This window comes from Paenibacillus terrae HPL-003 (assembly GCF_000235585.1).
In the GTDB taxonomy this organism is placed as follows: Bacteria; Bacillota; Bacilli; order Paenibacillales; family Paenibacillaceae; genus Paenibacillus; species Paenibacillus terrae_B.
The window spans coordinates 1,015,175-1,036,809 of record NC_016641.1; the positions used below are offsets into that span (position 1 = coordinate 1,015,175).

Sequence of the window (21,635 nt, forward strand, 5' to 3'; positions counted from 1 at the left end):
TCCCATGAAAAACGACTTGTCCGCAACGCTATATATTATGCCGAGCCAGAAGGCGTTTACTTGGTTCCGTACAGACGGTCTCCCGCATCACCAAGACCCGGAATAATGTAGCCGTGATCATCCAGACGCTCGTCCAGTGCAGCAACATAAATATCTACATCAGGATGGGCATCCTGAACGGCCTTGACTCCCTCAGGAGCGGCAATCAAATTCATCATTTTAATTTGGGTGCAGCCTCTCTTTTTCAACACATCAATAGCCGCGATCGCCGAGCCGCCCGTTGCAAGCATCGGATCAATCACGATCAATTCACGCTCAGTCACGTCTGTAGGCAGCTTCGTATAGTATTCCACGGGCTGTAATGTCTCGGGATCACGGAACAGTCCCACATGTCCTACCTTTGCTGCTGGCAGCAGTTTGACAACGCCATCCAGCATCCCCAAGCCTGCACGCAAGATTGGAATGAGACCCAACATGCGACCGGAAATAACCTTCCCTTCTGTCTCAGCAACCGGTGTCTGCACCGTAATGCTCTCTAGCGGGATATCCCGCGTAATTTCATAAGCCATCAATGTTGCTACTTCATCCACCAGCTCGCGGAAATCCTTGGTGTTGGTCCGCACATCGCGGATAAATGTAAGTTTGTGTTGGATCAAAGGGTGATCACAAACCACCAGTTTTGCCATGATATATTCCCTCCGGTATTATCGTCACGTTCTTTCGCACCAGAATATCGAACATCCTGTATGGAAAGGATCTATGTAACCTATTTGTGCAAACCAAATAAGCACAGATGCAATGCGTGCCTGTAAATCCTGTTTATTATAACATTCCCTTGATTGATTTAACACCTGCCACCGCAACCTTTTAGCAAGAGGACGATATGACAGGTAAAATGCATATTTCGCCCACTTCAAGAGTGACTTTTGTCATACAAAAAGTGCATAAAAAAGGCTCTTACGGCACTTGACCGTTAAAGTCTTTTAAATTGTGGACTTCCTGCCTAACCTACAGGCTTTGTGTCTTAATACAGCATCAGTCTTTTATCTGTAAGAAAATAATGGCTTTGGCACACCCAATCCAAGACGATTATTTGTAAACGCTTCATTATATATGTCCAACGCAACGGACTCCGTCGACTTGAAGGGTCCACCCTTTGTCAGCACCGAATTCAATTCAAATACTTTAAAGGACCAGGGTTTTACCCAAAAAAATGTAATTTTCAAGTTGCTAGAAATCAAAAAAAGGCTGTTTCCCCTCCGGCTTACGGAAGAAAACAGCCTTATCAGTTACATCATATGTGTAGTCATGGTCATCCCCCCGATGCCAAGGCTGACCATCTGAGGCTTACGGGGGAGCATGAACAACCGATTGATTAGTATTGAATACTTGGGTAGATCGGGAATTTGTCTGTCAGTTCGCCAACAGCTTGGCTGGCTTTAGACAATACCGTATCATCCTTCGGATTTTTAAGAGTTTCGGCAATGATTTTACCGATTTTAACCATAGCCTCTTCATCCATACCACGGGACGTTGCAGCAGGTGTACCAATGCGGATTCCGCTGGTAACGAATGGACTGGTCGGGTCGAAAGGAATCGCGTTTTTGTTCACTGTAATACCCACGGAATCCAGCACATGCTCCGCTTCTTTTCCAGTGATGTTCAAGCTACGCGTGTCCAGCAGCATCAGGTGGTTATCCGTACCGCCGGATACAATGTTAATGCCTTCAGCCAGCAATGTCTCAGCCAGCACCTGAGCGTTGCGAACTACGTTTTGCGCATAGGTTTTGAAGGAAGGCTGGAGCGCTTCACCCAAGGCAACGGCTTTGGATGCGATCACATGCATCAACGGACCCCCTTGAGTACCTGGGAAAATAGCTTTATCAATCGCTTGCGCCCACGCTTTGCGAGTCAAAATCAGACCTCCACGCGGACCACGCAGCGTTTTGTGTGTCGTTGTTGTTACAAATTGAGCATGCGGAACCGGACTTGGATGAATACCTGCTGCCACAAGACCCGCAATATGTGCCATATCGACCATGAACAGAGCGCCCACATCGTTGGCGATGGAAGCGAAGGCTTCAAAATCAATGGTGCGCGGATACGCGCTCGCGCCAGCTACAATCAGACGAGGGCGATGCTTGAAGGCTGCCTTGCGCACTTCATCATAGTCGATGCGGAAGTTATCTTCACGTACGCCGTAAGCGGCAAAGTTATACAACAAACCGGAGGCGTTAACCGGGCTTCCGTGTGTAAGATGGCCACCATGTGCCAGATTCATACCCAGTACGGTATCTCCAGGTTTAAGAGCTGCCAGATATACCGCCATATTCGCTTGTGCTCCAGAGTGAGCCTGCACGTTAGCATGCTCTGCACCGAACAGTTCTTTAGCTCGGTCGCGAGCAATGTCCTCAACGATATCTACATGCTCACAGCCACCGTAGTAGCGTTTACTCGGATAACCTTCAGCATATTTATTTGTCAGTACAGAGCCCATTGCTTCCATTACTGCTTCGCTGACGATATTTTCGGATGCGATCAGCTCGATATTGTGGCGTTGTCGTTTCAGTTCAAGTCCCATTGCTTCCAGCACTGCCGGGTCACTTTTACGCAGATGTTCCATCATGATTGATTACTCCCTCTCCATGGTCAATTGTCAGGTATTCAGGCAAGCGCCTGCTCCTCTGTTGGGTACCTCATCATCAAAACAAAAAAAGATCAGTACAAACATGCCGCCCAAACCAAAATGCAAATGCTAGTCACAGCTTCCGCCGGCTTCTTGCTCCAGACTATACACCGCTCGCTGTCCTCCAATGAGCGGTGGACGAGTGAACGCCGCCGTCACACGCGCTTCGCCAATCCAGCGAAGGCCTGGACGAAACGGAACAGCAACCGGTCGCAAATGCATACCGATCAACGTCTCACCAATGTCTATCCCCGCTTGCGCCTGTACATCCGCCGCCAGACATGCATCTTCCAGCGCACGATAGGCGACGGTAGCCATAGATCCGCCTGCCGTACGAACGGGAACGGCAGCAACCTCCGTCAGTCCCAGCCGCTCCAGCACGGCTCGCTCAACAACCAGCGCACGGTTCAAATGCTCGCAGCATTGAAATGCCACGTCAAAACCATACGCCCTGCGCACGGATTCCACTCCAGCCAGCAATTGCTGCGCTACATCGAGCGCTCCCGCCGTGCCAATCCTGCTTCCAGCCACCTCACTGGTGCTTACCCCGATAACCAGCAAACGACCAGCCTTGAGACTGGCTGCTTCTACTATTTCCTTCACGACAGAAGCGGTCTGTGCTTCAAGCGTAACCTCATGATCCAATTGTCCTGCCATTGGAACCTCCTTTGGTTGAACAGCCCCACAGAGACTGGGCACAGGCTTATGCCCCATGTTCAACACACTCTCTCCTGAATCACAATCTGACTATATTATAGCCGATGAATCGGATTTCGAGCAGGAAAAATGGAAGAACCACCTAAAGAAGGACCTCTCTCGGTTCGAATACTCGAAGTAACAGCACACGGAAGAATCATTGTCATTTGTCTGGACAGAAGGCCAGCGGTGGCCGGACCTAGCTCATATACGAAAAAAGAGCAGTCCACAGCCCATGTGGATTTGCTCTTTTGCCCAGGCGACCGGCCGTATATCCGGTGCTCCATCGTGGTTAATCCCACTTTTGTCGCCAGTTACACCGGATTCTTGTTTTTCCACCTTATCTTAACGGATTAACCGCCGAAAATCAACAGATCCCGTACAAAATAGATGAATGATACATACTTTATTCGGACAGAGCCTTTAGCTTGTCCACCAGCTTATGCAGCGCCGTTCGGATTTCCCCAGCCGTGACATCGTAATCTTCACGCGAGCCGCCGAACGGATCGGAAATATCAAAGCCCGGAATACGTTGACGCAGTTCAATCATCCGCTCACGCTCCCGTGTCGAAAGTTCCTGACCCAGCGAACCCATCAGTTGTTGTGAAGCGTACAGGCCATCCAGCTCCTGCACATCATTCAGCACCGAATCCCGATCCTCTACATACTCCTTGAGCGTAAACACTTTGCCCACCGTTTGGGGAAAGCGCTGAATTACGTGCTGCTTATGCCCTTGGGTCAAGGTTAAAATCAGATGTGCCCACTCGGCAAGCCCACCGTTCAAAGGAGTTGAGGTGATTTGATCCGGGATATTGTGGTCACGCAGCACCGCCTCTGCATGGCGCGAAATGGGTGTACCTTCCATCGCGGCTACTCCCGCCGAACGCACTTCCAACCCTAGTCTGTGCTCAGCAGCCAGCTTGCGCAGCATCCCTTCAGCCATCGGACTGCGACAGGTGTTCCCTGTGCATACGAATAAGATATGTTTCAACGTCTTCACCCCCCGTATGTTGTAAAAATATATAAACAGAGGATTACTAAAATCCTTTATTTATTTTACACTGTTCGCCCCAAAATCAAAACATAAACATAAAGCCGAACGCCAGTAAAATGGCACCGCCCACCGCTTCTCCATAGTCTCCCAGATTGCGGCTGACCTTGCGGCCTAACAGCAGTCCCAACATCGCCATCGCCCCCCCGCAAAAGCCAAACGCCAGAACGGTAAGCACCAAATCACTCTGGAACATGCCAAGTGACACCCCGACAGAAAAGGAGTCAACGCTCACTCCAAGCGCAAATAGCAAAAGGCCCAAGGACGAACGATGGTCCAGCACCTGTACTCCGTCCCCTTTGAAGGAATTATAAACCATATGCCCGCCCAAAAGGATGAGTAATCCCCCTGCAAAGTAGGTCGTCACATGCCCCAGTAAAGAACTCATATAATGGCCTGTGAACATACCCAGCAATGGCATCAGAATGTGAAAAAAGCCAATGACCGTGCTGATCCGCAGCACGTCCCGCAGGCGTATCCCTTTCATGCCGATCCCTACGCCCAACGATAACGCATCCATCCCCAGCGCTACCGCCATGACCAGGATCGTTACAATCTGCCCGGCATGGGCAGAGGCTGCCAGCATACTCCATCCCCCCAATATCCGTCCGCTCTTGTACACGTTATGCGGACAAGAGGCAAAACAGTACAAGCATACGGTGAATGTGCCTGTACCGGGATAAGTTGAGAAGATAACTATGCTGAAAGGTTAATCCATCTAAAGCCTCTACAACAATGGACCAATGTCCGGGTCGTCCTAGAGACGGACGATCCGATGACCCGCCGCTTTGAGCAGGCGGTTCATGATGGCGTCTCCCAGCCCTTTCGGCGGACAGGCCTCCGCCAAAATGTAGGTGACGCCTTCCTCATCGCAGCGGCGCAGCACGCCGTATAGGCGCTGCGCCGCCTCATGGAGTGCGTCCAGCCTGCCCAGCGTGTAAACGCGCTCTCCGGCATAGCCGGCGGCATGCTCGTCGAACGCGAGCACCGCCGTGCGCTCCCCCCGCGCGGAAGCCTCCGCCAGCGCGGCGCGAATCCAGCCCGTCACCTCAGCGGTTGACGGGCCTTGCACTACGCTCAAGCGGCCTCGCGGCGCGTAGTGCGTGTACTTCATGCCCGGCGAGCGCGGTGCCGGGCTGTCGACGTCCTCGCCGGGCGAAGCGGCGGCCAACGCTGGGTCCAGCTCGACGGTGCGAGCGACCGCAGCGAGCTGCTCGGCCGTCACGCCGCCGGGGCGCAGGATGGTGACGGTTCCGTCGTCACCGGCCTGTACCACCGTGGACTCCAGCCCCACACCCGTGGGGCCACCGTCCAAAATGCCGCCGATGCGGCCCTCCAGGTCCTCCCGCACATGCTGTGCAAGGGTCGGACTGGGCCTGCCCGAGCGATTGGCGCTTGGCGCAGCCAGCGGACAGCCTGCTTCTGCGATCAGGCGCAGCGCTACCGGATGATCCGGCATGCGCACGCCGACCGTGTCCAGCCCCGCCGTCACACGAGGCGACAGTGCTTGCGGCATTACGGGCAACACCAGCGTCAGCGGTCCCGGCCAGAACGCATCCATCAGCGCCCGCGCCGTATCATTCACTTCCGTTACCATACCGTCCAGTTGGGCAGGATCGGACACATGCACGATCAGCGGATTATCGGAAGGACGCCCTTTGGCGGCAAATACCGATTCTACCGCTTCCGTGCTACGCGCATCCGCGCCCAAGCCGTACACCGTCTCGGTAGGAAACGCTACCGTCTCTCCTGCTTGCAGTAGCACAGCAGCCTCACGAATGCCTTTTTCCACCGCGATACGGGCTTGTCCGGATAACATTTCACCAGAGGATTCCCCTTCAACAACCAAGCCTCTTACGTCCCACCATTTCGTATGGGAATCCGCCAACGGCGGCATTAGCTCATGAAGCCCCTGTTCATCCAGTACCCGCTCACATTTTTCATTCTGCGCAGACTCTCCACGCAAACCTTGTATTTGATTCGATTTATCGCTCATATCAGATCATCCCATACCTTATTGTCATACAGTCCTGGTTCAGTTAGCTCTATTCCCAAAGAACTTACTTGGGCGGCTTATCTGAACCAAATCTGCCCATGTCTCATAGCTGTAAACCCTATATTCCATTATAACATACCGGGGTCATGCACCCGTTGTTCTCTTTTCTACAACTTACGACGTCTACAACTTACGACGATTAGGCAAAAAGACCACTCACCCATCCCCACAACCCCGTCAATGCATCCCATAGAAAAAACCGTACTTCCGGCTCCTTGTCAGCGGCATTCGTCCGTCCGCCTCCTTGGTCCGCTTTTGCCGAGACCGTTTGAGCTGCCGCTTCCCCACTGCCCGCATCAATGAAGCACAACGGAGGAAACAGCACACACCACCAATTTTGCCCTTTGCCTTGTCCCAGTGTGACCCGAAGCGCTTCATAATCCCCTGCTGGATAGACAAGCCCACCGTACATCTTCGTCGGAAAAGGTACGTTTGCCAATTCTACTTGATGATCGTACGAGATGCCCTGTCGAGCCAGTTCCGCACCTACTAAACGGTCAATTTCGGGTAAATGAGCAGCAATCAGCACTCTCGCTTGATCCAAACTTTGCGGGTTTTCCAGCTTGCCAACCCACGCATCCATCTGCTGTACGATGGTATCCCTAATTTCACGTTTTACCAGTTGATCCTCTGGACGATCCGAATTGGCCAAAATGCGCAATCGGATGGAATCATGAGGAATGACGCCCGCTCCTGTCGTTGCCATCCCCGCCATGACAACAGGCCCTCTTGTCCCTGTTGTCATGGCGGCATCTGTTTTTTGACCTTCCCACGACATCAATAATATTGAAATACAAAATAGTATCATTGCAGCTTGCTTGGTCCAGCTTCTCATCCCAATCCCCCCAAACTCTATCATGTCTATCAGTCTGTCCGGTTTGGGAGAGGCTAAACCTATGAATCTCGTAAAATGTTCAAGACCATTTTAAAAACACCCAATACACCCTACATCAAGCACATTGATCTGGGCCGAAGCTTCGGAGTAATCCGCGAATACGAAAAAGCCCAGATTTCACAATCTGGACCCTTCATATCTCACTATTTTCCCTCACCATAAGCATCAAGTGACATCCAGAAGCATAGCATTAAGCCTTCTTCTCCTTCGTCAAACTCACTCTGGATGGCTGTGGCAGATCGTCCTCCAGCTCCTGACCGTGAACCTTAATACTCATAACCAAACCAATACTAGCCATGTTAATGAGCAACGACGTCCCTCCATAGCTTATAAAAGGGAGCGTAATTCCCGTCAGCGGCATGATGCCCAAAAACGCGCCGATATTTTCAAAAATCTGATACAGCAGCATGGATACAATACCGACGATAAGATACGGTCCGGCACGGTCACGACATTCCAGCGAGATCAGGATCATTCGGTGAATCAAAATAAAATATAGCAACAGCAGCACCGACGAGCCAACAAAGCCAAATTCCTCCGCCACGACCACAAAGATAGAATCCGCATACGTGTAAGGCACACGACCGGATTGCACCGAAGTCCCCTGCAAAAAGCCTTTGCCCATCATCCCGCCAGAGGCAATCGCCAGTTTGGCATTTTTGGTATGGTAAGATGCCTTCGCGGTCGCTTTTTCCGGTACGAGCCAAGGGTCAAGCCGCTCTACCCAGTGACTACGGCCAATCCCCTTCATAAAGGAATCGATCTCATCATGAAACGAAATATAGGCTTTGAGCCCGCCACCAACGGCAACTACAAATATGGTAAATCCGATCAGTGCATGGGATGCCTTGACATTACCAATCCATAGCATACCAAGAACGATGACGATGTATCCAAGCGCATTCCCCAAGTCATTTTGCACCATGACCATAGCAAAAGGGACAAAGCTCACCAGCGCGACTGGAAGCACATCCTGAACAAAATACAGCTTGCTCTTGCGCTTCTTAATCAGCATATAAGTCAGAAAAATGATAAGAACCAGCTTGAATACCTCAGCAGGCTGAAGGTTCAAGCCACCAATTTTCAAAAAGCCCTGTGAGTTGTTAACCGTCCCGCCAAAAAAGCCGAGAGCGAGCAGGAATATTCCGCCTCCATATACATACAGTGCTTTTTTAATAAATATTCGAAAATCGACTATCGCTATACCCAAGATCACCACAAAACCCAATATATAATACCCGATCATCTTCTGGTAGTCATTGCCGTGCTCCGCCAAGTTCGTAGGTCCTCTGCCCGCGCTATATACCGTTATGATGCTAATCGCCATCAGCAAAACCAGAATGAAGATCACCGGACCGTCAATTTTTTTCAATTTCTGAAGCATGATTTCCCCCTGAGCCGTTTCTCGGTCATACTCCTTTTATTCTAAAGGAAAGACTCGCAAAAAGAAAATGCAGCATTATTCCGCAACACCCAGGACATGGCGTTCGATTCCGGCAAGGTCTGGAACGATTAAAATCGTATTCCAATGACCTGCCTGCTCCAGCAGTCCAGCCACATCTCTGGCCTGTCCCATGCCCAGCTCAAACCCGATCAACCGCGGTGGAGCCTGAAGCAGTCCAAGCTGCTCCAGCATCGCCCGGTACGGGCCAAGCCCGTCAGGTCCGCCATCCAGCGCCATACGCGGCTCATGGTCGCGCACCTCCGGCTGCAAGCCTGCGATGTCGGCGGCCGGGATGTACGGCGGATTGGACACCAGGATGTCCACCGCCTCTCCCGCGAACGGCGCCAGCAGGTCGCCTTCGCGCAGCTCCACGGCTGCGCCGTTGGCAGCGGCGTTATGCGCCGCCATCTCCAGCGCTGCGGCGGAGATATCCCCCGCCGCTACGCGCCAGCGGGGCCGCTCAGCCGCCAGCGTGACGGCAATCGCCCCGCTGCCCGCGCCGATATCGAGTGCCTGCGGAGCGCCGTCCGGCCACAATCGGTCGCCATGCTGAAGAATAGCCTCGACGAGCAGCTCTGTCTCGGGCCGCGGAATCAGCACCGACGGCGAAACCGCGAACGGACGGCCATAAAACTCCTGCCGTCCGATAATATACTGCGCCGGTTCACCCGCTGCTTTGCGGGCTATGACCGCTTCCCACGCCTCTTTGTCGGAGGCAGGGAACGGATCGCCCAGCGCAGCGTAGAACGCCGTGCCTTCCAGCCCGAGCACATGCTCCAGCAGCAGACGAGCGTTATGCTGCGGCTCCAGCACTCCGCAGCTTCCTAAAAAAGAAGAAGCCTCAACTAAGGCTTCTCTGATACTCATGCTCCGTTCCGGCGACATCCGATACACAAGATCCCGTTCGTGTCCCAAAACTTAAACCTCTTGTTCCATCAAATCAGCCTGCTCAGCAATCGTGAGCGCCGATACGATTTCTTCGATCTCCCCGTTCATCACCTGATCCAGCTTGTGCATGGTCAGCCCGATGCGATGATCTGTTACACGGCTTTGAGGGAAGTTGTAGGTACGAATACGCTCACTGCGATCCCCAGTACCTACTTTGCTCTTACGTTCGCCTGCATATTTGGCTTCCTCTTCCTGACGAAGCATATCCGAAATACGGGCACGCAAAACCTGGAGTGCCTTCTCCTTGTTGGAATTTTGGGATTTACCGTCCTGACAGGTTGCCATAATGCCTGTTGGCATATGCGTTACACGCACCGCCGACTTGGTCGTATTAACGGACTGACCGCCAGCGCCGCTGGAGCAGAACGTATCAACGCGGATATCCTTGTCGGAAATTTCAACATCCACTTCTTCTGCCTCAGGCATAACGGACACCGTAGATGTAGACGTATGAATACGTCCGCCGGATTCCGTCGTTGGAATCCGCTGTACGCGGTGTGCTCCGCTTTCGAATTTCATTTTGCTGTATGCGCCGCGTCCGTTAATCATGAAAATAACCTCTTTAAAGCCTCCGAGGTCATTCATGTTCGCGTCCATCAGCTCTACACGCCAGCCTTGGGTATCGGCATAACGAGTGTACATCCGGTACAGATCCGCCGCAAACAATGCCGCTTCGTCACCACCCGCTGCGCCACGAATCTCGATAATCACATTTTTATCATCATTCGGGTCTTTCGGCAGCAGCAAAATGCGGATTTTCTCGTCCAGCTCCCGCTTGCGGGCACTGAGCTCATCAATCTCCATTTTCACCATTTCACGCATCTCGTCGTCCAGCTTTTCGGCCTGCATAACTTTAGCAGCGTCCAGCTCTTCAACGACAGTTTTATATTCGGTATATGCTTCATAAGCAGGCTGTAAATCAGACTGTTCTTTGGAATAATCTCTAAGTTTCTTGCTATCGTTCGCTACATCCGGATCGCAGAGCAGTTCGCTCAGTTTATCGTAGCGGTCCGCCAATGATTGCAATCGGTCCAACAAGCGATTCACCTCTTCAGTTAAATTAATATGAAGCCAGATTCAAATTCACTGGCTACAGCTCTTTATTATACCAACTAATCGATGAATTAGCTACTAAAAATACTTCTAATTCATGAATAGTTGAAATCCCTACTTGCCTTCATAAATCCATTCGACCAATTTGCTATCAAAGGAATGAGGTTCTTCGAACATAGGATTATGCCCACTATGCTCAAAAATTACTTTCTTCACGTTCCCATAGGTGTCATCCACAAGATCCCACAGTGAAACAGGTGCAACCAAATAATCATGTCTCCCTAAACCAATAAATACTGGCTTATTAACATCGGCCAACGATTGTATCAGATTCAGTTTTCCAAATGCTTCTCCCCATAAATGATCAATGATTGTCATATTCGTATATACACCATCCCACATGTGAACAAACCGTCTCGCGGGATCTTTCTTGATATTTTTAACTATGTAATTAAGGAGATTTTAACATATTTACTTTCAAAATCGAACTAACGATATGGATTTATCCTAACAATAAAAAAGCCGCCACCCAACACAGGCAGCGACTACTTTATTTAGCACAATGCTTTATACTGCAAACCTAATATTATACATTAAAACGGAAATGCATAACGTCTCCGTCTTGTACCACATATTCCTTACCTTCCAAACGAAGCTGACCACGTTCCTTAGCCCCGTTCATAGAGCCAGCAGCGACCAAATCGTTGTAGGATACAACCTCGGCACGAATAAATCCGCGTTCAAAATCCGTATGGATTACGCCTGCAGCGCCTGGTGCCTTTGTTCCTTTGTGAATGGTCCAAGCGCGTACTTCCTGCACACCCGCTGTGAAATACGTATACAGACCCAACAAGCGGTAAGCTGCTTTGATCAGACGATTCAGACCGGATTCAGCCAGTCCCAGTTCCTCCAGGAACATCGCCTTGTCTTCGCCTTCCAGCTCGGCAATTTCAGATTCTACCTTGGCGCTAATCGGCACCACTTCTGCATTTTCCGCTACAGCAAAATCACGTACCTTTTGCACATATGGATTGCTGTCGGCTTCGGTTACGCCGTCTTCGCTGACATTAGCTGCGTACAGTACAGGCTTCATCGTAAGCAAATGAAGATCACGTACAATCAGTTGTTCTTCATCCGACAATTCCACGCTGCGCGCAGGCTTATCAGCATACAGTGATTCCTTGATCCGCTCCAGCACTTCAACTTCCTGGGTGTATTGCTTGTTGCCACCCTTCATGTTTTTGCGGGAACGCTCAATGCGCTTGTCCACGCTTTCGATATCCGCCAGAATCAGTTCCAGATTAATGGTCTGAATGTCACTGATCGGGTCGATTTTGCCGTCCACATGGGTAATGTTCTCATCTTCAAAACAACGTACCACATGTACAATCGCATCCACTTCACGAATATGAGCCAGAAACTTGTTACCCAAACCCTCGCCCTTGCTCGCGCCGCGTACAAGTCCTGCAATATCAACAAATTCAAAAGCCGTCGGCACCGTTTTGTTCGGAACAACCAGTTCAGTCAGCTTATCCAACCGCTCGTCCGGTACTTCAACGACACCCACATTCGGGTCAATCGTACAAAATGGATAGTTTGCGGATTCCGCACCCGCCTGCGTTATTGCATTAAACAGTGTTGATTTGCCCACGTTCGGCAAGCCCACAATCCCCGCTTTTAAAGCCATAATCAGAACAACTCCCGTTTATATAAAATGTGCGTTATGCCATCCGTTAGTTTACCAACCCACATTATATATGAGAACCCATACATGCGGCAAGCATACGGCTGTGACTTTCAGGATTTGGCTACATCCTCTACTTCTTTATTTAAATCTCTTTACTCATCTGAATATCTGTAACCCGATAGCCGGACTTGCGATACACATGCAAAGCCCGCTCATTATGCCCAAATACATGCAAACCGATACGGACAGCTCCCAGCCTGCGAGCTTCCTGTTCCAAAGCCCCCATCGCCAGCGTACCTAGCCCCCGCCCCTGATATGAATCGTAGACGAGAATATCCAGCAGAAAAGCTTCTTTTCCTTGTACGCTATCCGTAATATTGAACCAGATATAACCCGCTTCCTCTTGGCTCTCCACATCATCAGTATCAGAATACATGAGCATGTAAAGGTGAGCATGGGGAGTTTCCAGTCTCTGCGGCAGGTATCGGGCAAAGCTTTCTGCTGCGCGTTCCGGCGCTTCTTCCGCCGTCCATGTGCCTGCCTGGATTTTTTCATCCGCATAGTCCGCGAGTGAGCGCTGCTCAAACCGTTCATATTGCTCTGCGTCCATCGGTACCAAGGTTAAAATACTGCTCATACGTTCGCCTTCTTTCTCAACCGAGTCGTGTCTTTAAGTCCTTTAATCCCAGTTACTCCAATTCCGAACATGACTGTGCGCAGCTCCAGCTCCACCTGCTCTAGCCGCGCTTCGAGCGCCTCCGCGGAGGCGACCGCCGATCCAAGCAGCGACCGTCCGAAGCCCGCCATATCAGTGCCCAAGGCAAGTGCCTTGGCTGCATCGACACCGTCTCTCAATCCACCGCTGCCGATCAGAGCACCATTCGGCTGCGCCGCCCTGACCTCTACGATACAATCAGCGGTGGAGTTGCCCCAATCCGCAAATGCTTCCGCCGCCGCACGGCGTACAGGATCAGAATTGCGGAATTTTTCCACCTGACTCCAGCTTGTCCCGCCTGCGCCAGCGACATCAATAAAAGCTACCCCCGCATTGTACAGTCTCGAAGCCGTCTCGCCATCTATGCCCCAGCCTACTTCCTTCACTCCTACGGGCACTGAAAGCTGGCGGCACAACTCTTCAATACGTCCAAGCAAACCACTAAAATCCAGATTCCCTTCGGGTTGGAAAACCTCCTGCAACCCGTTCAAATGAAGTACCAGCATGTCCGCTCCGGCAATCTCCACCGCACGGCGACAGTCGTCCACACCAAATCCGTAGTTCAACTGCACCGCTCCCAGATTGGCAAGGATCGGAATACTTGGTGCCAGACGGCGAACCGCAAAGGTCGGAGCCAGTTCTTCTTTTTCCACCGCAGCCCGCACCGAGCCTACCCCGAGCGCCCAGCCGCGTTTTTCCGCTGTTTCTGCCAAGCGCTCATTAATCGCTCCCGTCTCGGCGCTGCCGCCTGTCATGGAGCTAATCAACAGCGGCGTTCGCACAGCTCGTCCCAGAAAAGTAGTGTCCAGACGTATCTCATCAAAATGCAGCTCAGGCAGCGCACAGTGTTTAAAGGCATAGCGCTCCAGTCCATTCGTGATGCCTTGACCTGCCACGTCCTCTTGCAGACAAAGACGGACATGCTCTATCTTCCGTTCACCTGTCCGTGCAGCAGGCAGCAAAGAGCCGGATCTGCCAGAGCTCTCAGGTGCTTCGGGTTTATTTTCCCCATTACTCATCTATGTCCCACCTCATTCAAAAGTCACTCCGAATTTTTGGATTGGCTCGAAAAGCACAAATAAGACCGTTCCCGAACATGGTAACCGATCTAATTATGTATTATTACAGGCAATCATTTAGATAACTTCATTGTAGCATGGATGGAAAAATATATACATGAGTAGAGACATTTCCCCATGTTTATATGACCTGTTTTACGTTACGCAATGAACCATAAAAATGATATAATGTAGAAGGAACGGAGTTGGTAAAAATGGAATTGCTTGATCCACGAAACGATTTTCTGTTTAAACGTATTTTCGGCAGTGAAGAAAATCGGGATGTTCTATTGGCATTTCTCAATCGTACATTTGCAGAAGCCGGAAGACCTCCCCTTAGTGAAATTATTCTGCTCAATCCTTACACTGATAAAGACTCTCCACGCGACAAGCAGTCGATCCTGGACATTCGCGCCTGAACGACAGAGGGGGAGATTATCAATGTGGAGATGCAGCTTTTTAATAAATATGATACTGAAAAAAGAACGTTGTTCTATTGGAGTAAACAGTATTCAGGGCAATTGCAGGAAGGTCAGCCTTACAGTAGTTTAAAAAGATGTGTGACCATTAACATTTTAAATTACTCCTTTTTGCCCAATGATTTATACCACAATGTATTTCATTTGCGAGAAGATCGCACTGGAATTTCGTTGATTGATGATATCGAAGTTCACTTTCTAGAGTTACCCAAGCTGGATGAGCAAGCCGTTTCTATGGAAGAGGGCGGACTTGTCAATTGGCTGTTGTTTCTCAAAGGAACGGATCAATCCAAATGGGAGGTGCTGACGATGAAAGAGCCTGTACTAAAAAAAGCGATGGATACACTGGAGTTTCTAAGTCAAAATGAAGAAGCACGGAGACAGTATGAAGCACGGCAAAAGTATCTCCATGATGAAGCTTCCATGATTGAAGGGGCTACAACGAGAGGGATTGCTGAAGGAGAAAGGAAAGGAAAGCAGGAGATGGCGAGAAGGCTTCTTGCCCTCGGTGTCGACATTCCTGTAATCGTTGAAGCATCTGGATTATCGGAAGATGAGGTTAGGGCTTTGAAGCCTCTACAATAAGAAAAAAATCAAAAAAACTCCCAGTCCAATGCGGTCGGGAGTTTTTGATTTTTTTGATTCGTGTTCAGTCAGGCAACGGATTATTTAACGAGAAATTTATCGTCTGATATGATGAAAAACAATTCTTGACCACATCTTGACCAAAAATCTGTTTTGATCTAATGCTGTATCTTGGTTTATCCCCAATCATACAGAAAACCCTTGATAATCAAGGGTTTTCCTCAATAGGACGGATGGGGATCGAACCCATGACCCTTACCCTGTCAAGAAGATCGCCTTTCTTAAAATCCATCATCCCTTCATCGAATCAGGCACATGCGAAATGCTTTCTTGCTGCTCCTTCGTACGCCCGTTGCCAAACTTGAATATCAGAATGCCTCCGATAATGACCAGCACGCCGATCAGCTTGGTGAAGGTGAACGGAATCTTTTCCAGTCCCAGCCACCCTAATGAATCCCACAGCAAAGCAGTACCCAATTGTGCTGTTAACACGATAGAGATCGCATAGGTTGGGCCAAGCAGTTTCACTCCTTGTACCAGACAGAACACCACGCCGACACCAATCATTCCACTGAACCAGTACCACGGCTGCATGTGCTGTAACGTAAATGTATTATTCCCTGCAAAAATAAGACTGCATAGCAAGGAGGCCAAAAATCCCGTTCCCAACACAAGTGTGGTTGTAGCCCATGAACCTGTTCGTTCGTTCACCTTATTATTGAATATCGTTTGCAGACTAACAAAGGCCCCTGCAATAACAGCCAGTACAATTCCTAATAGCATGATTTCCAGCTCTCCCCCACTAATTCTTTTACGAATGATCAAGCTTCATAAATATTATGGCCTGCCAGTTGGCCCAAGCCTTCTCTGTCACGAATTACAATATAGCCTCGTGTTCGTTCCACCAATCCATCTTCGCTCATCTTGCGAATCACACGGTTGAGATGCCTGTAGCTGGTTCCGATTAAATTCGCCACATCTACGAGACTGGATGCCCGCAATTCCTCATGAAAAGAAGCATCACCTTCGTCAAAAGAAACCGATAGCAGGTAACTGGCCAGTCTGACTTCCACGGGATACATTAAGTTAAAGCTGGAGAAGTCGGAATCTATGCAAAACTTCCGGGTAACGATATCCAGCAAAAATTGCAGCATTGGAGCGTAGTCTCTGCCGTATTTATTCATCCACTGGTGGTGAATACCGATTACATATATAGGAGACACAGCCTCCACCGTGTTGATCACATTGCTGCTGCGAATATATTCAACATCTCCTATGATCTCAATCGGTGTTTTAAAGCAGAGAACCAGTGTTTTGCCTTCCGTTGAACTGGTAAAAATCTTGACCTTGCCCTGTACCAATATGTACAGATGTTCAATGGAATCCCCTTGGGAGCACAGCTTTTCCCCTTGTTCCAAACGATACAGCGACAAATAAGGCCGCAGTGGCTCATGTAGTATCGATTCTAACTGATGGAATTGTAAAAAATGCTTCAGTTGCTCTTGATCCTGAATTTCTTTCATGCTTGGGCTCACCTTCATTTTCTACGTTCTGGGTTCCTTCTCCAAATGAAGTTCTATTTAGAGCTTCAAAATGATCACACCCGCAATCATCATGCCAATGCCTATAAATTGCGGCAGCTTCATCTTCTGCTTCACTACACCGAACCATCCGTTAATATCAACCAGGAAGGTCAGACACAACTGGGCAATCAACAGCGCCGAGATCGTGAATGTAACCCCAATATGCTGAATAGCGGTGACTTCACTGAATATGATGATAGCTGCAAAAGCGCCACCTAAGAGATACATGGGCTTCACCTGCTTCATTTCTGCCAAACTGCCATCTCGTGTAAACATCCAGACCAATGCCGCCAAAATAACACCAGTCAGTTGAGTAACCGTAGCCGCCTGCCATGTACCGATATCATGACTAATCCGTGTATTTGCTACCCCTTGCAGCGTAATACAAGTGCCTCCCAAAAAAGCAAACAAAATTCCTCTCATGAATCGTTATTCTCCCTATCTATGTGACTTTTCTATATATTAAAGTATAGGTTAGTCTCACCATAAAGGACATATGTCCTGAAACAACAGAAAAAAACTCATCATATTAAATGGGATGAGCAAATGCTCCATCTGTGTGCTGTGTAATTGCTCCCCGTAAATGAGAAAGGAATGGCGCCTATACCGTATGATCCATTCCGATTCCACATAATCTATAACAGTATTCCATCATAAACTGCATGTTCCGGCACGATGAAATGGAATGCAGCATTCAATTGAGGAGTTGACCGCTGTATGGCTAAACATGATCCGCTGCATTCTGGGCGAGAATATAACCCTGGTTCCCAACAAAAAATATCTAAAAGAAAGCTATTCCAAAGAAAATCCGGGAGAACAGGCCATACTATTAAAATCATCATCCTGGTGCTCATTCTATGGCTGATTGCCATCATGATCTTTCAGACCCATAAGCCATTGCCCCCCTTCGTCTCCTATGAAAGTCAGGAGTATTCAACCAACGAGGTGAACTTCTGGACGGATTTGACCTATCCCTCCGGGGATGGAAGTACCGCACAGCATGAAGGGCAAATTTTGAACCATATGTTTGGGATCATTGATGAAGCCAAACAATTTATCGTCATTGACCTGTTTCTGTTCAACGATTATAAACATAAGGGCCAGCGCTTTCCCCAAGTGAGCGCACAGATGACCGAGCGGCTTATTGCCAAAAAGCAGGCAAATCCTGATATGCCTATCTTTTTCATTACGGATGAAGTCAATACCAACTACAATTCATCCCCTAATCATTTACTGGAGAATATGAAGCAAGCGGGCATTCAGGTCGTTCAGACTGATGTGGACCCGCTACGGGATTCCACACCGATCTATTCTGCCGTGTGGCGTACCTTTTTCCAATGGTTCGGACAGCAGGGCACGGGCTGGATTCCCAACCTAATGGCCAGTGACGGACCTGACGTTACGGCACGCTCCTATCTTAAACTGTTGAACGTCAAGGCCAATCATCGTAAATTGGTTGCCAGCGAGCAGACAGTGCTCATTTCCACAGGCAACGTTCACGATGCGAGTGCATATCACTCCAATGTTGCGCTGGAGGTGAAGGGACCCATCATCGGGGACATTTTGCAAACCGAGCAGGCGGTACTGGACTTCTCCGGCGGAGGGCAGCTTCCTGCCTACACGCCACAAGCAGAAGCCTCTGCTCAACCTGGTAAGGACAACTACCGGATCAAATATCTAACCGAAGGCAAAGTATATACCTCGGTTCTGGATGCCATCAGACAGACCAAACAAGGCGATAGCATTCATATGGGCATGTTTTATTTGGCTGACCGCAAAGTGTTGAACAGCCTGTTGGTGGCCTCCGCACGTGGTGTGAGCATCCAATTGCTGCTAGACCCGAATCAAAACGCGTTTGGACAGGAAAAAATCGGCATCCCCAATCGTCCGGTTGCCAAAGAACTGTCCGATAAATCGGGCGGAAAAATCCAAATTCGCTGGTATAATACGACCCATGAGCAATACCATACCAAGCTAATTTATATTGCCAAGGGACAGGGAAATCACATCATTTTGGGCGGCTCCACGAATTTGACACCCCGTAATCTGGACGATCTGAATCTGGAGAATGAATTGTGGGTGGCCGCTCCAGCGGGCAGTAAACTGACCCGACAGATTGCGGCCTATTTTGATACATTGTGGAATAACCAGGGAGCTGAATACAGTCTGGATCTGTCGGCTTACGAGGATAACTCTACATTTTGGAAAGATATACTATATCGTTTGCAAGATATGTTGGGCTTTACCACATTTTAAAATTGGAATGACACTGTTGTGTGCTTACTTTTTTCATTCAACCTACAGCAGCGGTGAAAGCAGCCGGGCGAGGGATTCCATCAAACGCTTGAACAGACGCTTTTTCATAAATTCCTCGCGGACGATCAGGCTGGCAGACTGCAAATCCCGCTCATAATCCGCCACCATCTGCTGTACACTATGCGTGCGGATCAACAGAGCGTTGACTTCAAAATTCAGGTGGAAGCTACGCATATCCATATTAGCTGTCCCGATGGTCGCAACCTCCCCGTCAATAATGAGGAGCTTGGAGTGAAGGAAGCCTTTTTCATACTCATATACCTTGACCCCAACCTCCAGCAACGTTTGGAAGTACGAATGGGATGCAAGGAACGGCAGCCACTTATCCGGTTTCGCAGGAAACAGAATCCGCACGTCCAAACCGGACAGAGCCGCCATCCGCAACGCGGTCAAAATATCTTCATCCGGGATAAAGTAAGGAGTAGCAATCCATACCGATTTGCGGGCGGATGTGATCATGGAGAAGAACAGATTTTTGAGCACTCTTCGCTCATTATCCGGGCCGCTGGCAATAATCTGCACGCCTCCGTCCGTAATTGGCTCGATTTTGGGGGATAGATACTCCTTATCCAGCACCGATTCACCCGTCATATGAAGCCAGTCCTGCAAAAATATCAGTTGCAGCGTCCGCACAGCCTCGCCCTTTACGACCATGTGCGTGTCACGCCAAAAGCCGTAGGCTTTGTTGCGGCTAAGGTACTCATCCCCTACATTCAGACCGCCGATCAACCCAATATTGCCGTCGATAACCACAATTTTACGGTGATTACGGTAGTTTACCCGACTGGAAAAGAACAAGATCCGTGCGCCGCCATAAGCGACGACTTCTACCCCCGCATCCCGCATTTCCTTCAAGAAAGTCTTCGACAGTTGAATGCTGCCCACCGCATCGTACATAAACCGCACCTTGACGCCAGCTTTGGCCTTTTCGATCAAGATTTCCTGAATGCTGGTGCCGATATCATCCGACCGAAAAATGTAGTATTCCATGTGGATATGATGCTCTGCCTTGCGTAGCTCCGCCAATAATGTGGAGAAGGTTTCATCTCCGTTGTTCAAGATTTGGGTTTCCGCCGCAAAATAAATCGGGGAACGGGCCAGCCTGCGTGCCAAACGCATCAACCGCTGCTGCTCATCTGTAAAGCAGGTCAGATCGCGTTTGACGTGCATGGCATCCTTCTCAATACGGTCGTAAGCCTGCTGGTCACGCAATGCCTTTTTGTCATACTTGCGGCGTTTGAACACATTTTGCCCAAACAAAAAATAAAGAGGAAGTCCAACCACCGGCAGCAAAGCCAGCAACAAAATCCATGACATCGTAGTGGAGGGATTCCGATTCTCCGAAAAAATAATCAGACTGATGGAGATAACCGTCAAGGTAGAAAAGATACTGATGACGGTTCCTTCATTTGTGCCGATGGAATTAAACAAGCCAAAATAATAAATAACAAAAACCATAGCCGCAATTAACACAGCCAGTAAGCTTCGCCTCATAATTTACCTCATTTCCAATGCACTGCATCCTCATCAAACAGCAAGAAACAGACAGTGTATATATGAACTAGTTGATTCATCGCTAAAAAGTAGACATCTTCATTATATTGTACATGAGCACCTTATTTCTTCCCACTTTTTTGTTAAGATTTATGAAGAAAAAAAGAATCCGGGGGAAAACTCAAAACAAAACCAGATAAAGCCGGATTGACACTTACTTTTTTTCATGAGAAAATAAGCTAACGAACGTTAGGTAGGTGATGAATATTGGGTATGGAAGATATCCGAAAGGCTGCTCTTTGCCAATTTGCCGCCAATGGGTATGAGGGAGCATCCTTGAGTAGTATTGCCGCTGAGGTCGGTATTCGAAAACCGTCCATTTATGCTCATTTTCAGGGCAAGGACGATCTGTTTTTGCAGGTAGTGAAGTACGCTTTTCATGAGCAGACTTTACGCATCTTTAAATATTTTTCGGATCGCAAAGATGAACCGCTGGAACATACGCTGCATGGCTTTTTGATCTGGATGGGACGGGAGTACGAGAACAACAGCACGGCCAAGTTTATGCTGCGCGTTTCTTTCTTTCCGCCTGTGCCTTTGTACAACGAGGTTCTGGATATCGTTAATCCTTTTCTGGAAAGTATGGAGCAGAAATTAACCCGCATCCTGCGGAAAGCATGTGACACGGCACCCTTCGGTCATATGGAGCCAGTGGATGTGGCTTTATCCTACATGACACTGCTGGACGGAATTATGGTTGAGTTGCTGTACAGTGGAAGCACCAACTACCACCGAAGGCTGAACACTGCATGGCCTATTTTTTGGCGTGGGATCACCTTAATCCCACCCCATGAAGCGTGAAGGAACAAGAAGGTAACGAGTGACAAAT

At 49.2% G+C, this 21,635-nt stretch carries 19 protein-coding genes, 3 pseudogenes and 1 riboswitch; of the genes and pseudogenes, 3 read left to right on the forward strand and 19 right to left on the reverse strand.

What is annotated here, in order from left to right; genetic code table 11:
- Positions 1-56 precede the first annotated feature (56 nt).
- The 15 genes and pseudogenes from upp to fni form a co-directional block, all read right to left on the reverse strand.
- Complete coding sequence (upp, locus tag HPL003_RS04760) at positions 57-686, reverse strand: uracil phosphoribosyltransferase (RefSeq protein ID WP_013312332.1); 630 nt, start codon at positions 684-686, stop codon at positions 57-59.
- A gap of 363 nt (positions 687-1,049) precedes the next feature.
- Positions 1,050-1,202, reverse strand: a pseudogene (locus HPL003_RS04765) (sugar ABC transporter permease); the annotation flags it as partial.
- A gap of 173 nt (positions 1,203-1,375) precedes the next feature.
- On the reverse strand, positions 1,376-2,626 hold the full coding sequence (locus HPL003_RS04770) for a serine hydroxymethyltransferase (protein WP_043922304.1): 1,251 nt from the start codon (positions 2,624-2,626) through the stop codon (positions 1,376-1,378).
- A gap of 129 nt (positions 2,627-2,755) precedes the next feature.
- A complete protein-coding gene (locus HPL003_RS04775) occupies positions 2,756-3,343 on the reverse strand; it encodes a TIGR01440 family protein (RefSeq protein ID WP_014278482.1) in 588 nt (195 codons plus the stop codon).
- A gap of 285 nt (positions 3,344-3,628) precedes the next feature.
- Positions 3,629-3,710: riboswitch (ZMP/ZTP riboswitch) on the reverse strand.
- 78 nt (positions 3,711-3,788) lie between these two features.
- Complete coding sequence (locus HPL003_RS04780) at positions 3,789-4,373, reverse strand: low molecular weight protein arginine phosphatase (RefSeq protein ID WP_014278483.1); 585 nt, start codon at positions 4,371-4,373, stop codon at positions 3,789-3,791.
- 85 nt (positions 4,374-4,458) lie between these two features.
- On the reverse strand, positions 4,459-5,019 hold the full coding sequence (locus HPL003_RS04785; RefSeq protein WP_014278484.1) for a manganese efflux pump MntP: 561 nt from the start codon (positions 5,017-5,019) through the stop codon (positions 4,459-4,461).
- A 171-nt stretch (positions 5,020-5,190) separates the two neighbouring features.
- Positions 5,191-6,429 carry an L-threonylcarbamoyladenylate synthase gene (locus HPL003_RS04790; RefSeq protein ID WP_014278485.1) on the reverse strand — a complete coding sequence of 413 codons (1,239 nt, stop codon included), beginning with the start codon at positions 6,427-6,429 and terminating at the stop codon, positions 5,191-5,193.
- A gap of 199 nt (positions 6,430-6,628) precedes the next feature.
- Entirely contained in the window at positions 6,629-7,324 is a 696-nt protein-coding gene (spoIIR, locus tag HPL003_RS04795; protein WP_014278486.1) for a stage II sporulation protein R, read from the reverse strand.
- Positions 7,325-7,574: 250 nt separating this feature from the next.
- Positions 7,575-8,768 carry an FtsW/RodA/SpoVE family cell cycle protein gene (locus HPL003_RS04800; RefSeq protein WP_014278487.1) on the reverse strand — a complete coding sequence of 398 codons (1,194 nt, stop codon included), beginning with the start codon at positions 8,766-8,768 and terminating at the stop codon, positions 7,575-7,577.
- A gap of 75 nt (positions 8,769-8,843) precedes the next feature.
- Positions 8,844-9,743 carry a peptide chain release factor N(5)-glutamine methyltransferase gene (prmC, locus tag HPL003_RS04805; protein WP_014278488.1) on the reverse strand — a complete coding sequence of 300 codons (900 nt, stop codon included), beginning with the start codon at positions 9,741-9,743 and terminating at the stop codon, positions 8,844-8,846.
- A gap of 3 nt (positions 9,744-9,746) precedes the next feature.
- Positions 9,747-10,814 (reverse strand): peptide chain release factor 1, encoded by a 1,068-nt coding sequence (gene prfA / locus HPL003_RS04810; protein ID WP_014278489.1) that lies wholly within the window; start codon positions 10,812-10,814, stop codon positions 9,747-9,749.
- Positions 10,815-10,943: 129 nt separating this feature from the next.
- Positions 10,944-11,267: pseudogene (locus HPL003_RS04815) on the reverse strand (alpha/beta fold hydrolase); the annotation flags it as partial.
- A 148-nt stretch (positions 11,268-11,415) separates the two neighbouring features.
- The gene (gene ychF / locus HPL003_RS04820) at positions 11,416-12,516 is read right to left on the reverse strand and encodes a redox-regulated ATPase YchF (protein WP_014278491.1); all 1,101 of its coding nucleotides are present in this window, start codon (positions 12,514-12,516) and stop codon (positions 11,416-11,418) included.
- A 142-nt stretch (positions 12,517-12,658) separates the two neighbouring features.
- Positions 12,659-13,153: a GNAT family N-acetyltransferase gene (locus tag HPL003_RS04825; RefSeq protein ID WP_014278492.1), complete on the reverse strand. Its 495-nt coding sequence runs from the start codon at positions 13,151-13,153 to the stop codon at positions 12,659-12,661.
- The gene (gene fni / locus HPL003_RS04830) at positions 13,150-14,250 is read right to left on the reverse strand and encodes a type 2 isopentenyl-diphosphate Delta-isomerase (protein WP_014278493.1); all 1,101 of its coding nucleotides are present in this window, start codon (positions 14,248-14,250) and stop codon (positions 13,150-13,152) included. The genes HPL003_RS04825 and fni overlap by 4 nt, the downstream gene beginning before the upstream one ends.
- A gap of 254 nt (positions 14,251-14,504) precedes the next feature.
- On the opposite strand from fni, the pseudogene HPL003_RS04835 reads away from it, so the two are divergent.
- Positions 14,505-15,353 (forward strand): annotated as a pseudogene (locus tag HPL003_RS04835) (Rpn family recombination-promoting nuclease/putative transposase).
- 291 nt (positions 15,354-15,644) lie between these two features.
- Here HPL003_RS04835 and HPL003_RS04840 read toward each other — a convergent pair.
- The 3 genes from HPL003_RS04840 to HPL003_RS04850 are packed head-to-tail and all read right to left on the reverse strand — an operon-like array spanning position 15,645 to position 17,359.
- Entirely contained in the window at positions 15,645-16,136 is a 492-nt protein-coding gene (locus HPL003_RS04840) for a DMT family transporter (RefSeq protein ID WP_014278496.1), read from the reverse strand.
- 38 nt (positions 16,137-16,174) lie between these two features.
- Complete coding sequence (locus tag HPL003_RS04845; RefSeq protein ID WP_014278497.1) at positions 16,175-16,876, reverse strand: Crp/Fnr family transcriptional regulator; 702 nt, start codon at positions 16,874-16,876, stop codon at positions 16,175-16,177.
- 57 nt (positions 16,877-16,933) lie between these two features.
- Positions 16,934-17,359, reverse strand: a complete 426-nt coding sequence (locus HPL003_RS04850; protein ID WP_014278498.1) for a DMT family transporter — start codon at positions 17,357-17,359, stop codon at positions 16,934-16,936.
- 294 nt (positions 17,360-17,653) lie between these two features.
- Here HPL003_RS04850 and HPL003_RS04855 point away from each other — a divergent pair, with 294 nt between their 5' ends.
- On the forward strand, positions 17,654-19,192 hold the full coding sequence (locus HPL003_RS04855) for a phospholipase D family protein (RefSeq protein WP_014278499.1): 1,539 nt from the start codon (positions 17,654-17,656) through the stop codon (positions 19,190-19,192).
- A gap of 42 nt (positions 19,193-19,234) precedes the next feature.
- Here HPL003_RS04855 and cls read toward each other — a convergent pair whose 3' ends face one another.
- Positions 19,235-20,746, reverse strand: a complete 1,512-nt coding sequence (gene cls / locus HPL003_RS04860) for a cardiolipin synthase (RefSeq protein ID WP_014278500.1) — start codon at positions 20,744-20,746, stop codon at positions 19,235-19,237.
- Positions 20,747-21,013: 267 nt separating this feature from the next.
- Between cls and HPL003_RS04865 the strand changes: the two genes are divergently transcribed.
- A complete protein-coding gene (locus tag HPL003_RS04865; protein WP_043922305.1) occupies positions 21,014-21,607 on the forward strand; it encodes a TetR family transcriptional regulator in 594 nt (197 codons plus the stop codon).
- Positions 21,608-21,635 lie beyond the last annotated feature (28 nt).

What these genes read in the sequence shown, in the direction of transcription:
- HPL003_RS04845 (WP_014278497.1), bottom strand. Translation starts at nt 16,876, where the DNA reads ATGAAAGAAATTCAGGATCAAGAGCAACTGAAGCATTTTTTACAATTC.
- ychF (WP_014278491.1), bottom strand. Translation starts at nt 12,516, where the DNA reads ATGGCTTTAAAAGCGGGGATTGTGGGCTTGCCGAACGTGGGCAAATCA.
- HPL003_RS04790 (WP_014278485.1), bottom strand. Translation starts at nt 6,429, where the DNA reads ATGAGCGATAAATCGAATCAAATACAAGGTTTGCGTGGAGAGTCTGCG.
- HPL003_RS04825 (WP_014278492.1), bottom strand. Translation starts at nt 13,153, where the DNA reads ATGAGCAGTATTTTAACCTTGGTACCGATGGACGCAGAGCAATATGAA.
- HPL003_RS04770 (WP_043922304.1), bottom strand. Translation starts at nt 2,626, where the DNA reads ATGATGGAACATCTGCGTAAAAGTGACCCGGCAGTGCTGGAAGCAATG.
- HPL003_RS04775 (WP_014278482.1), bottom strand. Translation starts at nt 3,343, where the DNA reads ATGGCAGGACAATTGGATCATGAGGTTACGCTTGAAGCACAGACCGCT.
- upp (WP_013312332.1), bottom strand. Translation starts at nt 686, where the DNA reads ATGGCAAAACTGGTGGTTTGTGATCACCCTTTGATCCAACACAAACTT.
- HPL003_RS04855 (WP_014278499.1), top strand. Translation starts at nt 17,654, where the DNA reads ATGGCTAAACATGATCCGCTGCATTCTGGGCGAGAATATAACCCTGGT.
- HPL003_RS04840 (WP_014278496.1), bottom strand. Translation starts at nt 16,136, where the DNA reads ATGCTATTAGGAATTGTACTGGCTGTTATTGCAGGGGCCTTTGTTAGT.
- cls (WP_014278500.1), bottom strand. Translation starts at nt 20,746, where the DNA reads ATGAGGCGAAGCTTACTGGCTGTGTTAATTGCGGCTATGGTTTTTGTT.
- HPL003_RS04800 (WP_014278487.1), bottom strand. Translation starts at nt 8,768, where the DNA reads ATGCTTCAGAAATTGAAAAAAATTGACGGTCCGGTGATCTTCATTCTG.
- spoIIR (WP_014278486.1), bottom strand. Translation starts at nt 7,324, where the DNA reads ATGAGAAGCTGGACCAAGCAAGCTGCAATGATACTATTTTGTATTTCA.
- HPL003_RS04850 (WP_014278498.1), bottom strand. Translation starts at nt 17,359, where the DNA reads ATGAGAGGAATTTTGTTTGCTTTTTTGGGAGGCACTTGTATTACGCTG.
- HPL003_RS04785 (WP_014278484.1), bottom strand. Translation starts at nt 5,019, where the DNA reads ATGCTGGCAGCCTCTGCCCATGCCGGGCAGATTGTAACGATCCTGGTC.
- fni (WP_014278493.1), bottom strand. Translation starts at nt 14,250, where the DNA reads ATGAGTAATGGGGAAAATAAACCCGAAGCACCTGAGAGCTCTGGCAGA.